The sequence below is a fragment of the Streptomyces viridochromogenes DSM 40736 genome (assembly GCF_000158955.1).
Classification (GTDB): domain Bacteria; phylum Actinomycetota; class Actinomycetes; order Streptomycetales; family Streptomycetaceae; genus Streptomyces; species Streptomyces venetus.
Genome location: NZ_GG657757.1, coordinates 2,126,313 through 2,141,246 on the forward strand (window position 1 = coordinate 2,126,313; position 14,934 = coordinate 2,141,246).

The 14,934-nt window shown below is 71.0% G+C and carries 14 protein-coding genes; 5 read left to right on the top strand and 9 right to left on the bottom strand.

All coding sequences use genetic code 11. The features are described 5' to 3' along the window. Positions 1–128 precede the first annotated feature (128 nt). From SSQG_RS09320 to SSQG_RS09340, 5 genes are all read right to left on the bottom strand, one after another. Positions 129–1,130: a TerC/Alx family metal homeostasis membrane protein gene (locus SSQG_RS09320; protein ID WP_003989486.1), complete on the bottom strand. Its 1,002-nt coding sequence runs from the start codon at positions 1,128–1,130 to the stop codon at positions 129–131. 224 nt (positions 1,131–1,354) lie between these two features. After that, a complete protein-coding gene (locus tag SSQG_RS09325; RefSeq protein ID WP_003989487.1) occupies positions 1,355–3,370 on the bottom strand; it encodes a TerD family protein in 2,016 nt (671 codons plus the stop codon). A gap of 76 nt (positions 3,371–3,446) precedes the next feature. Further along, positions 3,447–4,025 carry a TerD family protein gene (locus SSQG_RS09330; RefSeq protein ID WP_003989488.1) on the bottom strand — a complete coding sequence of 193 codons (579 nt, stop codon included), beginning with the start codon at positions 4,023–4,025 and terminating at the stop codon, positions 3,447–3,449. 139 nt (positions 4,026–4,164) lie between these two features. After that, positions 4,165–6,312 (bottom strand): excinuclease ABC subunit UvrB, encoded by a 2,148-nt coding sequence (gene uvrB / locus SSQG_RS09335; protein WP_003989489.1) that lies wholly within the window; start codon positions 6,310–6,312, stop codon positions 4,165–4,167. Between the two features lie 40 nt (positions 6,313–6,352). Further along, a complete protein-coding gene (locus SSQG_RS09340; protein WP_003989490.1) occupies positions 6,353–7,225 on the bottom strand; it encodes an MHYT domain-containing protein in 873 nt (290 codons plus the stop codon). Between the two features lie 283 nt (positions 7,226–7,508). Here SSQG_RS09340 and SSQG_RS09345 point away from each other — a divergent pair, with 283 nt between their 5' ends. Together SSQG_RS09345 and SSQG_RS09350 are read left to right on the top strand one after the other, a co-directional pair. Beyond that, positions 7,509–8,393 carry a glycerophosphodiester phosphodiesterase gene (locus SSQG_RS09345; RefSeq protein WP_003989491.1) on the top strand — a complete coding sequence of 295 codons (885 nt, stop codon included), beginning with the start codon at positions 7,509–7,511 and terminating at the stop codon, positions 8,391–8,393. A 47-nt stretch (positions 8,394–8,440) separates the two neighbouring features. Further along, on the top strand, positions 8,441–8,995 hold the full coding sequence (locus SSQG_RS09350; RefSeq protein ID WP_003989492.1) for a methylated-DNA--[protein]-cysteine S-methyltransferase: 555 nt from the start codon (positions 8,441–8,443) through the stop codon (positions 8,993–8,995). A 19-nt stretch (positions 8,996–9,014) separates the two neighbouring features. On the opposite strand, the gene SSQG_RS09355 is transcribed toward SSQG_RS09350, so the two are convergent. Further along, entirely contained in the window at positions 9,015–9,443 is a 429-nt protein-coding gene (locus SSQG_RS09355; RefSeq protein ID WP_003989493.1) for a VOC family protein, read from the bottom strand. 106 nt (positions 9,444–9,549) lie between these two features. On the opposite strand from SSQG_RS09355, the gene SSQG_RS09360 reads away from it, so the two are divergent. Further along, positions 9,550–10,458, top strand: coding sequence for a pseudouridine-5'-phosphate glycosidase (locus SSQG_RS09360; protein ID WP_039932215.1), 909 nt, complete (start codon positions 9,550–9,552; stop codon positions 10,456–10,458). Continuing rightward, on the top strand, positions 10,455–11,405 hold the full coding sequence (locus tag SSQG_RS09365) for a carbohydrate kinase family protein (protein WP_003989495.1): 951 nt from the start codon (positions 10,455–10,457) through the stop codon (positions 11,403–11,405). The genes SSQG_RS09360 and SSQG_RS09365 overlap by 4 nt, the downstream gene beginning before the upstream one ends. A 19-nt stretch (positions 11,406–11,424) precedes the next feature. Here the strand turns inward: SSQG_RS09365 and SSQG_RS09370 are convergent, their stop codons facing one another. Continuing rightward, positions 11,425–12,219: a methyltransferase domain-containing protein gene (locus tag SSQG_RS09370; RefSeq protein WP_003989496.1), complete on the bottom strand. Its 795-nt coding sequence runs from the start codon at positions 12,217–12,219 to the stop codon at positions 11,425–11,427. A 282-nt stretch (positions 12,220–12,501) separates the two neighbouring features. Here SSQG_RS09370 and SSQG_RS09375 point away from each other — a divergent pair, with 282 nt between their 5' ends. Continuing rightward, positions 12,502–13,629 carry a magnesium and cobalt transport protein CorA gene (locus tag SSQG_RS09375; RefSeq protein ID WP_039932218.1) on the top strand — a complete coding sequence of 376 codons (1,128 nt, stop codon included), beginning with the start codon at positions 12,502–12,504 and terminating at the stop codon, positions 13,627–13,629. A gap of 66 nt (positions 13,630–13,695) precedes the next feature. On the opposite strand, the gene SSQG_RS09380 is transcribed toward SSQG_RS09375, so the two are convergent. After that, positions 13,696–14,124, bottom strand: coding sequence for a CBS domain-containing protein (locus SSQG_RS09380; RefSeq protein ID WP_039932219.1), 429 nt, complete (start codon positions 14,122–14,124; stop codon positions 13,696–13,698). A 128-nt stretch (positions 14,125–14,252) separates the two neighbouring features. Then, a complete protein-coding gene (locus tag SSQG_RS09385) occupies positions 14,253–14,885 on the bottom strand; it encodes a hypothetical protein (RefSeq protein WP_003989499.1) in 633 nt (210 codons plus the stop codon). Between the last annotated feature and the right edge of the window lie 49 nt (positions 14,886–14,934).

Below are 14,934 nucleotides of genomic sequence, written 5' to 3' on the forward strand. Positions count from 1 at the left end.
TGCGGGTCCCTCGAGCGGGCTGCGGGGCTACCGGGGAACGCGCTCAGGAACAAACAAGCACCGGGACCGGTGGTCGGCAATTCGCCGCGCACCGGTCCCGGTGATGGTTGTTCCTGCGTCCGACGTGGTCAGACGTCGATGCTGTCCTTCGGAGCGCTTCCGCTCTGCCCCTTCGCCGCCTCGGCCGCCGCCTGCTTCTTGGAGGCCCGCAGGCTGGTGATCGTGGTGACGATCAGGACGGCGCAGATCACGCCGAGCGAGACCGGGATGCTGATCTCGGGGACGTGCACCCCGGACTCGTGCAGCGCGTGGAGCACCAGCTTCACGCCGATGAAGCCCAGGATGATCGACAGGCCGTAGCTGAGGTGGACCAGCTTCTTCAGCAGGCCGCCGATGAGGAAGTACAGCTGGCGCAGACCCATCAGCGCGAACGCGTTGGCCGTGAAGACGATGTACGGGTCCTGCGTCAGGCCGAAGATCGCGGGGATGGAGTCGAGCGCGAACAGGACGTCGGTGGTGCCGATCGCGAGCATCACGACCAGCATCGGGGTCATGACCCGCTTGCCGTTCTCCTGGATCCACAGCTTGGTGCCGTGGTAGCGGTCGGCCACACCGAAGCGGCGCTCGGCGGCCTTGAGCAGCTTGTTCTCCTCCCAGTCCTCGTCGTCCTCGTCCGCGCGGGCCTCCTGGATGAGCTTCCAGGCGGTCCAGATGAGGAAGGCGCCGAAGATGTAGAACACCCACGCGAAGCTGGCGAGGATCGCCGCACCGGCGGCGATGAAGATGGCCCGCAGGACCAGGGCGATGAGGACACCGATCAGCAGCACACGCTGTTGGTACTGCGAGGGCACCGCGAACTTCGCCATGATCAGGACGAAGACGAAGAGGTTGTCGACGCTCAACGACTTCTCGGTGATGAAGCCCGCGAAGAACTCACCGGCGGGCTGGCCGCCGCCGAACATCAGCAGGCCGAGCCCGAAGAGCGCGGCGAGCACGATCCAGACGACCGTCCAGATTCCTGCTTCCTTGATCGACACGTCGTGCGGCTTGCGGCCGATGAAGAAGTCGACCGCGATCAGGGCGGCGAGGCCCACGATCGTCAGGACCCATAGGGTCACGGAAACATCCACTGCGCCTCCGGCAGTCGTTAACGGCAAATGTCAGCGTCGTCGCTGCCGGAGGTCTCTTCCACCCAAGGATGGGCCGACGCCCCGGGATCTGGCCTGATCCGTATTGACGGGTACGCCGCAGCAGACAGGGAGTACTCCCCTCCGTGCCGACAACAGTACCGCAATCACCAAGAACAGGTAAAGCACTTGGCAAAAGAAAGGCCAAAATCCCTGGTCAGAGGGCTTTACATGTACTTGGTGCGGGCCGCCGCGACCTGGGTGAGCACCTGCTGGAGGACCTGGCTGCCCGGCGGCACGAGCGAGGGCTCGTACGTCCAGGCATGACCGACCCACGGGTCGGCCAGGTGGTCATCGGCCACCGGGGTCAGTCGCAGCAGCGAACGCCACAGCGGGTCGAGCAACGGCCCGTAGGCGGAGGACTCCTCCCGGTCGGCCACCATCATCAGGTGGACGCCGAAGGCGGGACCCTCGTCGGCGAGGTAGCGCAGCTGGTTCACGGCCCGGTCGTCGAAGCCGTGCGGGAAGTCGTTGACGATCAGCAGCTGCTGCGAGGTGTCGAAGCCCGGCGGGAGGGAGTCGGCTGCGCCACCCCGCACCGCCATCTGCACGAGGTCGACCCGCTGGGTGAGCCGGGCCAGCGCGTCGGCCACCCCCGCGGCGCCGACTGCGGGCGGGGCCGCGAGAACACCGGTCTGGACGAGGGGCGCCAGCGGCTGCGCTCCCGAACCTGCCGGGTCGATGACGTGGACGGTGAAGTCGCCCGCCGGGTACACGGCGAGCAGCCGGGCCGCGTGCGCGACCGCCGTCTCCATGGCCAGACGCCCCATGGCGTGCCCGTCGGTGAGCGAACCGTCGGACGACGCGGTCCGACCGCTGTCGATCCACAGCCCGCGCTCCAGCGGCAGCCGGACCAGCATCGGGATGCGGATGCGGTCGGCCTCGGGGAGGTGGAGGTCGCCCAGGCGCAGGGCCATGGGGATCTCCATCGGTACGCGGTAGGCGTGCCACACGGGGTTGTCCCAGCGGGCGTACGCCGGCGGCAGGGCCGGTTCGACGACCTCGGCCTCGGCCATCAGCTGGGCGAGGTCCCGGTCGAGGACCTCCCTGGCCTGGGCGACGAGCTGGGCGTGCCGGGCCCGGGCCGCCTCACGGGCGGCGTCACCCTGACCACCGATCCGGCTGCGCGGGTCGGACAGGAGCTGCTCCAGCTCCTTGTCCATGCGTGACTCGGCGAAGTCCACGGCGCTGCGATAGGCGGCGGTGGTGCGGGCGAGGTCCTCGAACATGCCCCACACCTGGTTGTAGAGCCGCTCGTCCATGGACCAGCCGGTCGCGTCGCCCGCGACGGGCTGTGCGGGCTGCCCGGGTGCGGCCGGGGGCGCGGTGGGCGCAGGCGGGGGCGGGGCGGCGTTCCGGCGGCGCGGATGGCTGTAGTCGATCGGGCCGCCGCCCGCGGTGGGCACGTTGGGCTGGGTGACGGCGGAGGGGTCCGGCGCGCCGGGCGAGTACGCCGACGGCTGCGGTGCGGGCTGCCCTGGCGCGCCGGGGGTCTGTCCACCGTACGGGGACATCGGGGGTACGCCCTGGGGGGCGGTGCCGCCCTGGTCCGGGCCGAGGGCCGGGGCCGCCGCCTGCCGGGAGCGGTCGCCGTCCGCCGTACGGGGCGGGGGCGCCTGCACCGAGCGGGCCAGGCCCCGGGCCACCGCGTCGTCGATGCCTCCGGCCAGCTGCCGAGCCTGCGGCAGGCCCTGGTCGGTGAGGAGTTCGGCGAGGCCGCCCGCGTACCCCTGGCCGATCGCCCGCACCTTCCAGGCTCCCTGCCGGCGGTACAGCTCCAGGGCGACGACTGCGGACTCGGTGTCCAGACCGGTGATGGTGTAGCTGGCGATCTCGCCGCCGTCGAGGCCGGTGACGGCGACGAACGGCGCGGCCACGGCGCCGAAACGGGCCGGCCCCGGCCCGCCCGACGGCAGGGCGAGCAACACACCGACACGGTGGACGGCCTCCGGCACGGCGTCCAGGTCCACCGCGAGGCGGTGATCGGCTGCGGCCTGGCGGGAGACCTCGAGCCCCGGCTGGGTGGGTGCGCCCGGGTGAGCCACCCACTCCACACCGCGGATGCGGCCGTTCTCGTCACTGAGCGCGGCCGCGGCCACGATCGGCGTGCCGGCCGAGATCCGGATCTCGAGACGAACCTGGGAGAGCGGGTGGTTCTGCCCCCGCACCAGCTCGGCCGTCATCGCCTTCGTCCCCCTGTGTCGTTGTCTGGTGTCGTGTGCCGCTCGCCGGCTGCCCGGGCCGCTCGGCCCGGGGGCCTCAGAGGACGGGCAGGATCGCCGGCATCAGGTCCTGGAAGGTGCGGCCGTTGGCCGGGTTGCCCAGGGCCGTCATCGTCCAGCCCGGCCCCGAGCGGTGCACCTTGGCCATGATCTGGGCCGTGTACTGGCCGCCGCCGGCCAGCGTGTAGCGGGCGAGCTCCTGGCCGTTGGTCTCGTCGACCAGGCGGCAGAACGCGTTCTGCACCTCCTGGAACGTCTGGCCCGTGAAAGAGTTCACGGTGAAGACGATCTGGTCGACGTGGACCGGGACACGCGAGAGGTCGACGAGGATCGCCTCGTCGTCGCCGCCCTGGCCGACACCGCCGACGAGGTTGTCGCCGGTGTGGCGCACCGATCCGTCGTCACTCACCAGGTGGCGGAAGAAGACGACGTCGACCGGCTGCTTGTCCGCGAACAGGACGGCGGACGCGTCGAGGTCGATCTCTCGCGTACGCGAGCCGAACAGGCCGCGCCGGGGAGCCGCCTGCCAGCCGAGACCCATGCGCACCGCGGTCAGGCTGCCCCCGTCGTTCTTCTGCAGACTGATGGCCTGACCCTTGGTCATGTTGACGGTCACGCGCTGATTCCCCTCTCGAACGTCCCCTGTTGCCGCGCAGTCGCGGTTGATCAGAACCCTACGCAGCGGCGCTGACGGTGCCGTACCCCCGTCCGCACTTTGTGTCGGTCTTGCAACACTGCGCGTACGGGGTGCGCTGTCAGGCCAGTCCGGCCTCCTTCATCTGGCGCAGTTCCTTCTTCATCTCGGAGACCTCGTCGCGCAGCCGGGCCGCGATCTCGAACTGGAGCTCCGCGGCGGCGGCCCGCATGCGCGTGGTGAGCTCCTCGATCTGTTCGGCGAGTTCGGCCGCGGGGCGGTCGGTCGGCACCGTCTCCTTGGACCTGCCCTTGCCCTTGGCGGACTTGCCGGCCTCGGCCGCCTTGCCGCCGAGGGACGGCACGGGTGCCTTGGTGCCCCCGCCGTCCTTCCGGCCCTTGCGGTAGCCCGTGCCGAGCAGCTGCTCGGTGTCGACGTCCTCGCGGGCGATCTGGGCGACGATGTCGTTGATCTTCTTGCGGAGGGGCTGGGGGTCGATGCCCTGCTCCGTGTTGTACGCGATCTGCTTCTCCCGGCGCCGGTTGGTCTCCTCGATGGCCTTCTCCATCGCCGGGGTGATCTTGTCGGCGTACATGTGGACCTGGCCGGAGACGTTGCGCGCGGCACGGCCGATGGTCTGGATCAGGGAGGTGCCCGAGCGCAGGAAGCCCTCCTTGTCGGCGTCCAGGATCGCCACGAGGGACACCTCGGGCAGGTCCAGGCCCTCCCGCAGGAGGTTGATGCCGACCAGCACGTCGTACTCGCCGGCGCGCAGCTCGCGGAGGAGTTCGACACGGCGCAGGGTGTCGACGTCGCTGTGCAGGTAGCGCACCTGGATACCGAGCTCCAGGAAGTAGTCCGTGAGGTCCTCGGCCATCTTCTTGGTGAGTGTGGTGACCAGGACGCGCTCGTCCTTCTCGGTGCGCTGCCGGATCTCGTGCACCAGGTCGTCGATCTGGCCCTCGGTGGGCTTGACGACGACTTCCGGGTCGACGAGGCCGGTGGGGCGGATGATCTGCTCGACGACGCCGTCCGAGCGGGACATCTCGTAGTTCCCCGGGGTCGCCGACAGGTAGACCGTCTGCCCGATGCGCCCCTGGAACTCCTCCCACTTCAGGGGGCGGTTGTCCAGGGCCGAGGGCAGCCGGAAGCCGTGGTCGACGAGGGTGCGCTTGCGGGAGGCGTCGCCCTCGTACATGGCGCCGATCTGCGGGACGGTGACGTGGGACTCGTCGATGACGAGCAGGAAGTCGTCCGGGAAGTAGTCCAGCAGGGTGTTGGGCGGGGAGCCGGGCAGGCGGCCGTCGAAGTGCATCGAGTAGTTCTCCACGCCGGAGCAGGTGCCGATCTGGCGGAGCATCTCGATGTCGTACGTGGTGCGCATCCTGAGGCGCTGGGCCTCCAGGAGCTTGCCCTGCTTCTCCAGCTCCGAGAGTCGCTCGCCGAGCTCCTTCTCGATGTCGTTGACCGCCCGCTCCATGCGCTCGGGGCCGGCGACGTAGTGGGAGGCCGGGAAGACGTACAGCTGCTCGTCGTCGCTGATGATCTCGCCGGTGATCGGGTGCAGGGTGGACAGCGCCTCGATCTCGTCGCCGAACATCTCGATGCGGACGGCCAGCTCCTCGTAGACCGGGAAGATCTCGATGGTGTCGCCGCGGACGCGGAAGGTGCCGCGGGTGAACGCCATGTCGTTACGTGTGTACTGGATGTCCACGAAGCGGCGCAGCAGCTCGTCGCGGTCGATCTCCTCGCCGACCTTGAGGGGGACCATGCGGTCCACGTACTCCTGCGGGGTGCCGAGGCCGTAGATGCAGGAGACCGAGGCGACCACGACGACGTCGCGGCGGGTGAGCAGCGAGTTGGTCGCGGAGTGGCGCAGGCGCTCGACCTCCTCGTTGATCGAGGAGTCCTTCTCGATGTAGGTGTCCGACTGCGGGACGTAGGCCTCGGGCTGGTAGTAGTCGTAGTACGAGACGAAGTACTCGACGGCGTTGTTCGGGAGCAGCTCGCGGAACTCGTTCGCCAGCTGTGCGGCCAGCGTCTTGTTCGGCGCCATCACGAGCGTGGGGCGCTGGAGCTTCTCGATCATCCACGCGGTGGTGGCGGACTTGCCGGTGCCGGTCGCGCCGAGGAGGACGACGTCCTTCTCGCCTGCCTGGATGCGCCGGGCGAGCTCGGCGATGGCCGCCGGCTGGTCGCCGTTCGGCTGGTAGGGGCTGACGACCTCGATGGGCGCCACCGTGCGTTCGATCTGGGAAACGGGCCGCATGCAATCCACGGTACGACCCCGCACTGACAATGGGCTCCGATCAGCGGTTCTGCGGGGTGCGGGAGCCTCGGTGCGCCACGGGGCGGCGGGGGCGGAACCGCAGGCGGCGCGGGTTGTGGTGGGCGGCGCTGTGGGTGTGGGCCGGGATGCCGGGCTTGTGCTCGACGGGGGCGACGGTGGGCTTGCCCATGACCATCAGTGGGTCGAACATCACCACGGCGCCCGCGAGGAGGAGGAAGGAGAGCGGGCCGATCAGCATGGGCGCGAGCAGGGAGGCGGGCGACTCGCCCGTGGCGGGCGCGGATGTGCCGTGCACGTGGACGTCGAGGGCCGCCATGCCGGTGTAGTGCATGCCGGTGACGGCGAGCCCCATGACGAGGCTGGCGCCGACGCTCCACAGGAATCCCCTGACCTGGCCGGCCGCCCACAGCGCGGCGGTGGCGGCGCCCATGGCGATGGCGACGGAGATGCCGACGGTGAGCGTGTTGTACTCGAGCTTCCCGTCCAGGCGCATGCTGGCCATGCCCAGGTAGTGCATCGAGGCGATGCCCAGGCCGGTGATGGTGCCCCCGGTGAACAGGGCCGTTCCCCGGGCTCCCCTGTAGCCGACGATGAAGATCCCGATGCCCACCATCACGATCGCGACGGCGAGGCTCGCGAAGGTCATCGCCTTGTCGTAGTGGATCGGGGTCCCTCTGACCGTGAACCCCATCATCGCGACGAAGTGCATGGTCCATATGCCGGAGCCGATGGCGGCCGAGCCCAGGGCGAGCCAGCCGGAGCGCCAGGACTGGGCGACGAGCATGGATCTGGTGGTGCAGCGCAACCCCAGGGCGCCGCCCAGGCAGGCCATGAAGTAGGCCACCAGGGGTGTGACCAGGCCGTAGCTGAATCCGTCGACCGTGCCCTGCATGCGCGGCTGCCCTTCCCGCCCTTTGCGTCCCGGAATTCCTGATGTGCGCCCCCTCCCAGGACCGCACAACGGTCAGGGTTGACGCAGAGAGTATGACCCCCACCGGAATGGTCGAACGACTTTCCGGCAAAGAAACACGGCCTTGCCCCAGTTGTGCGGCACCGGTGAGCGGAGTTGGGTCATCTGCGTTCAAGCTGTGGCCATCCTGTACCCCTCTCGCGTTGACCCTCTGCTGTCACAGTTGAGCTGTCTGTGACGTGATCGCTCGACGTGAGGAGTACGCATGCACGCGCGCGCTGTTGCCGCCTCCACCACCGCACTCCTGGGGACCGCCGGCCTCCTCTTCCCCGTCTCCCCCGCGGCAGCGGCCGACGACGGCACGGCACCGCTGGTCGTCGCGCACCGCGGTGGCTCGGCGTACGCCCCCGAGAACACGCTGGCCGCCGTGGACAAGGCGGCCGAGCTGGGCATCGGCTGGGTGGAGAACGACGTCCAGCGGACCAGTGACGGTGAGCTCGTCGTGGTCCACGACGACAACCTGCGGCGCACCACCGACGCCGAGGAGGTGTTCCCCGGCCGGGCTCCCTGGAAGGTGAAGGACTTCACCGCCGCCGAGATCGCCCGTCTCGACGCGGGCAGCTGGTTCGCTCCCGCGTACGCGGGTGCGCGCGTGCCGACGCTGAAGCAGTTCGTGCACCGTGTCGAGCGGCATCACCAGAAGCTGCTCCTGGAGGTCAAGAACCCGGAGCTGTATCCGGGCATCGAGCAGCAGACGCTGAAGGTCCTCAGCAACGAGGGTTGGCTCGACCGGTCGCACCTGGCGGACCGGCTGGTCGTGCAGAGTTTCAGCGCCGCCAGCGTGCGAGCGGTGCACGAGCTGAAGCCCGGCGTGAAGACCGGCCTGCTCGGCACACCGTCGGTGAGGGATCTGCCGGAGTACGCCGGCTTCGCCGACCAGATCAATCCCTCCTACAGCACCCTCTCCACGGCGTACGTCTCCTCCGTCCAGGCGTTCGACGGGCCGCACGGCACTCCGATGGAGGTCTTCACCTGGACGGTGGACGACGCGGCGACGGCCCGGCGGGTCGCCCGGTACGGCGTCGACGGGATCATCACGAACAAGCCGGACGTGGTGCGGGAGGCCGTCGGCGGTCGATCCCTCCGGTGAGGCCTCGGACGCCGGGCGTTGTCAGTGGCGGGTCGTACCGTGGGCGCATGGACAGTCAGGGGCAGGTCGAGCCGCGGGTCGTGTGGGCGGTCGTCGAGAGCGGAATCGGGCCGTTGCTGCTGGCCGCGAGTCGGGACGGCCTGGTCAACGTCGTGTTCCACGCCACGGACGCGGTGCGGGACCGGGCGGTGGAGCGGCTGGCGTCGCGGTTCGGCACCGAGCCCGTCGAGGCGCCCGGCGCCCCACTGCTGGCCGAGGCGATACGTCAGGTCGAGGCGTACTTCGCGGGTCGGCGCCGCGATTTCGACCTGCCGCTGGACTGGTCGCTCATCTCCGGCTTCAACCGCGAGGTCCTGCGCGAACTGGCCACGGGTGTGCCGTACGGCACCGTCGTCGGGTACGGCGACCTGGCCGGGCGGGTCGGGCAGCCGGGAGCCGCCCAGGCCGTGGGCACGGCGATGGGCGCCAACCCGCTGCCGGTGGTGGTGCCGTGTCACCGGGTCGTCGAGAGCGGAGGCGGCATCGGCGGCTTCGGGGGCGGCCTGGAGACCAAGCGGAAGCTGCTCGCCCTGGAAGGGGTGCTGCCCGAGCCTCTCTTCTGAGGCCACGGGCCCGGTCAGGTCAGTCGTAGTGCCGTGCCTCGAAGACGTTGCCGTCCGGGTCGCGGAAGTAGAAGCTGCGCGTGGCCTTGCCCCGGGCTCCGAAGGAGTCGTACGAGAGGTCCGACACCGGCACGGAGCGTTGCTCGAGACGGCTCAGGAGGGCGTCGAAGTCCCCGCGGGGCAGCGACAGGCAGACGTGGTTGACGGGGTGGCCCGCGCTGTCGGCGGCACCGGGCAGCATCGTCATGCGTTCCGCGAAGGTCCGCGGCATCAGGTCGATGATGGTCTCGTCGTTGACGCGCACGGAGGGGAACGGCACCTGCCCCGCGGCGAACTCGGTGAGCCTGACCGTCTCCATGCCGACGGCCTTCTCGTAGAAGTCGGCGGCGGCGACCGGGTCGCGCACCCAGAGGACGACGTGGTCAAGACGTGTGGTGTGGTCCGTCATACCCCCAGGCTCGTGACGCCTCCGACGGCCCGCAAGGGTTTGGCCCGGCGCGCCGCCCGCCAGAGATGAGGGAAGACCGACTGACCGACTGACAGGAGGCAGGCGCGTGGTGCTGGTGGTTTCAGAAGAAGTGCGGGAGGCGATCGACGCGCGTCGGCCCGTGGTGGCCCTGGAGTCCACGATCATCGCCCACGGGCTGCCTCGCCCGCGCAACCTCCAGGTGGCGCTGGAGCTGGAGACGGCCGTGCGGCAGGAGGGCGCGGTGCCCGCGACGATCGCCGTGCTGGACGGCCGGCCTCATGTCGGCCTGGACAAGGAGCAGCTGGAACGGGTCGCGAACGAGGACGGGATCCGCAAGCTGGGCCACCGGGACCTGCCGCTCGCGGTGGCCGCCGGGGCGAGCGGGGCGACCACGGTGTCGGCGACCGCCCTGCTGGCGGCGCTGGCGGGCGTGCGGGTGTTCGCGACGGGCGGGGTCGGCGGGGTGCACCGGGAGTGGACGGTGACCCAGGACGAGTCGGCCGACCTCGGTCTGCTGGCGCGGACCCGGATCACCGTGGTGTGTGCCGGGGTGAAGTCGATCCTGGACGTGCCGGCGACGCTCCAGCGGCTGGAGACGCTGGGTGTCGCGGTGGCCGGGTACGGCACCGGGCGGTTCCCCGGCTTCTACCTGTCCGACTCGGGGCATCCGGTGGACTGGACACTGGATTCGCCGGAGCAGGTGGCGGGCGTCATGCGCGCCCAGGACGCGCTCGCGGGGCCGGAGTCGGCGCTGATCGTCGCCAACCCCGTCCCCGAGGAGGAGCAGCTCGATCCGGAGCTGCACGCGCGGGTGCTCGCGGACGCGCTGCACGCGTGCGAGGCGGAGGGGATCACCGGCCAGGCGGTCACCCCGTTCCTGCTCGACCACCTGGTACGGCACACCGACGGGGCCTCCCTGAGCGCCAACCTGGCGGCGGTCCGTGGCAACGTGCGCCTGGCGGCGCGGATCGCGGCGGCCTGGTCCCGGGGATGACCGGGACCGGGGCCGGGACCGGGGCCGGGGCCGGGGCCGGGACCGAGGCCGGGGCGCTGCTGGTCGTCGGGGACGTCGTCACGGACGTCGTGGCACGGCACCGGGGTCCGCTCGCGGCCGGTACGGACACGCCCGCCTCGATCCGGACGCTTCCGGGTGGGGCGGGTGCCAACGTGGCGTGCTGGGCCGCGGACCGGGGTGCGGCGGAGGTGCGACTGCTCGGGCGCGTGGGGGCGGAGGCCGCCGCCTGGCACGAGCGCGAGCTGCTGGCCCACGGTGTGCGGCCGCGGCTCGTCGTCGACCCGGTGGCGCCGACCGGCACGGTGATCTGTCTGGTCGACGGGGGTGCTTCGGCGGAGCGGACGTTCCTCACCGACAGCGGGGCGGCGCTGCGGTTCGAACCGGCCGACTGGTCGGACGCGCTGCTCGACGGGGCGGTCCGGTTGCACCTGTCGGGCTATCTCCTGTTCTCGGAACCGAGTCGGGCCCTGGTGGCGGTGGCGCTGAAGGCCGCACGCGCACGGGGCGTGCCGGTGAGCCTGGACCCGGCGTCGGCCGGATTCCTCGGGGAGCTGGGCGCCGAGCGTTTCCTCGCGCTCGTCGAGGGGGTGGACCTCCTGCTGCCCAGCCGGGACGAGGCGTGCCTGCTGACCGGGCTCACCGACGCGGCCGAGGCGGCTGCCGAGCTGAGCCTGCGCGTTCCGCTGGTGGTCGCCAAGCAGGGCCACGAAGGAGCCCTCGTGGCCCGCTCGGGAACGGTGTCCGCGCGCGTTCCCGCCGTACCGGCGACGCCACGGGACACCACGGGCGCCGGTGACGCCTTCACCGGCGCCTTCCTCGCCGCCCTGCTCGCGGGCGCCGACCCGGAGGAGGCGGCGGAGGAGGGCTGCCGGGCGGGCGCGAGGGCGGTGGAACACGTGGGCGGCAGACCACCCCGGCCCGGCTGATGTCTCGCACCCCGCACCGCTACGGTTTCCGCCCCCACGCCGAGATCATCGGAGCCGTCGTCAGATCGAGGACACCGGAGGTGACGTTCGTGAGGTGGCGGTTGATGTCCTGGTCCGTGGCGAGTCCCGCGGCGACCAGCTGGTCGCGGATCTGGCGGATCGTGAGGGACTCCAGGGCGGCACAGGCCGGCGAGGCGATGGGGAAGTAGGCGTCGGCCTGCACGCGGGTCAGGCCGGCCTCCCGCAGCAGGCGTGGGAGGGTACGGCCGGAGGGGAGCTCGGTCCCGCGGTCGGCGAGCAGTCGGCGGAAGCCCTGCCGCAGCCGGTTCGCGAGCTGTTGTTCGGAGCCGCACTCGTCGGGGCAGAGCAGGGGCTGGAGGGCGGGGTCGGCGTCCTCGACGAGGAGGCGGCCGCCGGGGCGCAGCGCCTTGACCATGGTCCGCAGCGCCCGTTCCCGGTCAGGCACGTGGACGAGCGCAAGGCGTGCGTGCACCAGGTCGAAGCCGTCCCCCGGTGGCTCCTGAGCGACCAGGTCGTGCACGAGCATCCGGACGGGCGGCCGGGGGGCCGGGAAGAGCCGGGCGGGGTCGGCGTCGGTCGCGACGACGCGGCCGGTCGGGCCGACCTTCTTCGCCAGCCAGGACACCACGGAGATGCCGCCGGCACCGACCTCCCAGCACCGCCAGCCGGATCCGACGCCGAGTGCTTCGAGATGCTGGAACGTCGTCGGGTCGAAGAGAGCGGCGAAGGCGCTGAAGTGCTCTGCCGCCTCGGTCTGCCGGTTGTCGAGGAGGTACCCATCGGTTCGCGTCATGCCGCGATCATCCCAGTTGCCCCACTTGTCCGTGATGGTCGACGCTCCGGGACGCAGAACCGCACGGTCCCGACACGCGTCGATGTCTTCACTCGTGCCGATGTACTCGCCGTGTCGATGCCTTCGCCGTGTCGATGTCCTCGTCGCGCCGATACATCGTCCACAGCCGGGAACAAAGCGGAACGAGCCGTTTCCACAGGCTTACCCGCAGCTCACGTCGGCCTGGCAGACTGCCGCCAAGGCGCGGGAACGGCGCGAGGAGAGCCACGCAAGGAGATCCGGATGTCCATGGCAGGGAATCTGCGGAAGGTCACGACCCTCGGTGGGGTCGGCGGCCTCCGCAAGGTGGCTCGGCTGGCCCGGCGGCGCCCGCGTGTCGACCTGAGTCACCCGGCCCGCTCCCCGCTGGGCTCCTCGGTGGTCAACTGCGTGACGTACCGGGACGGTGTCCGCACCCCTGCGCGCGGCGACCTGGTGGACGTAGTGGAGCAGGTGCGCAAGGGCCGGGAGGGCTTCGTCTGGCTCGGCCTGCACGAGCCGACCGACCAGGAGTTCGCGGGCATCGCCGAACTCTTCGACCTGCACCCGCTGGCCGTCGAGGACGCCGTGGAGGCCCACCAGCGCCCCAAACTGGAGCGGTACGGAGAGACGCTGTTCGCGGTGTTCAAGACGGTCTGCTACGTCGAGCACGAGGAACTCACGGCCACCAGCGAGGTGGTGAACACCGGCGAGATCATGGTCTTCGTCGGCCACGACTTCGTGATCACGGTGCGGCACGGCCGGCACGGCTCCCTGGGTCCGCTGCGCGAGGAGCTGGAGTCCGATCCCCATCAGCTGGCCAAGGGCCCGTCCGCGGTGCTGCACGCCATCGCCGACCATGTGGTGGACGACTACCTGACCGTCACGGACTCGGTCCAGGAGGACATCGACCAGGTCGAGACGGACGTGTTCGCGGAGACCGGCGCACGCGCGGATCCGGGACGCATCTACCAGCTCAAGCGTGAACTCCTGGAGCTGAAGCGGGCGGTGGTGCCGCTCAGCCGGCCGCTGGAGGATCTCGCCACCCGGCCGATCCGGGCGGTCGACCCGGAGATACAGGCCTACTTCCGCGACGTCTCGGACCATCTGCTGCGCGCGAAGGAGCAGATCGCCGCCTTCGACGAGCTGCTCAACTCCATCCTCCAGGCGCACCTCGCGCAGGTCACGGTCGCGCAGAACGAGGACATGCGGAAGATCACGGCGTGGGCCGCGATCATCGCGGTGCCCACCATGGTCTGCGGGGTGTACGGCATGAACTTCGACCACATGCCGGAGCTGCACTGGCGATACGGCTACGGCATGGTCATCGGCGTCATATCCGTCGCGTGCCTGGTGCTGTACCGGGGCTTCCGGCGCAGCGGCTGGCTCTGACGACGACCGGGACCTGCGGGGTGATCAAGGAGTGATCGCGGGCCGATCCTGGGGCGGCCCGAGGCGTCAGCCCGGAACGGTCCGGGCGTAGACGCTCCCGGCCCAGGAGGCGATCTGGTCGTCCGCCAGGTGCCGGGCCAGGTCGGCCTCGCTGATCATGCCGACCAGGCGCTTGTCCTGGATCACGGGCAGCCGGCGGATCTGGTGCTCCCGCATCTCGCGGAGGACCTCGCCGACCTCGGCGTTCGCGTCGATCCAGCGGGGGGTGCCCTTGGCCATCTCACCCGCGGTGACCCTGGCCGGGTCGTGGCCCATGGCGACGCAGCCGACGACGATGTCGCGATCGGTGAGGATGCCGCAGAGCCGCTCGTTCTCGTCGCTGATGGGCAGGGCCCCGACGTTCAGCTCGCGCATGAGCTGGGCGGCGCGGTCCAGGGTCTCGTGGGCGGGGATCCACTGGGCGCCGCGGTGCATGATGTCTCCGGCGGTGGTCATGAGGTACCTCCCGGTGCCGGACGGCCGGCGCGGCACGGGACGCACCGCGAGTCCCGACGCCCTTCATTCTCGCCGCGCGGCCCGGCTCTCGCACACGCCACGGCGTCCCGCGCCGGCCCGGCGTCGGCTCAGCCGCCCCACGCCGGATGACGCGGATCGTCGGCCCGTACCAGGACGTCGGCCGCGCCCGCCGGGTCGCTCTCCCGCTCGTAGCGCTCGAAGGCCGGGAGGGTCCAGTGCTCGGCCTCGGGTGTGCGGCGGCGCAGGGCGCCCGGGGAGAGCGCGACGTGAACGCTCAGATCGAGGGGGAACCAGTGCCGGAGCAGGAAGGGCCCGTGCAGCAACAGCATGCCGCCGGGCGGGAGCCGGACTTTGGGGCTGCGGGTGGCCCGGTCGGCGGCCGGGTCCCACAGGTCGGGCAGGACGCTGCCGTCGCCGCCGGCTTCGAGCGGGCCGAACACCTCGCGCCACAGCGCGCCGGTGTCGTACCAGCCGCTGTAGTAGGACTCCACGTCCCGGTGGCCGTACTCCAGTCGCACGGAGGCGGGACGCAGGAAGCCCTCCGTGCCGACGACGAGCGAGGAGCGGCCGCGTATGCGCAGGGCCTCGGAGACACGCCGGGCGAGGTCCCCCGGGCGCGCGGCCGGGGCGCCGTCGAAGGCGATGCGCGGCCAGGGGCTGCCGTCGGCGGGCTTCAGGTCGAGCAGACGCTCGGCGAGCAGGTCGCCGAGCCGGTCCCAGGTGATCGCTTCGAGTCGCACAGGCCCATGATGCGTCAGGCCCTGGCAGGGCGTGCCGGTCACGGTCCGC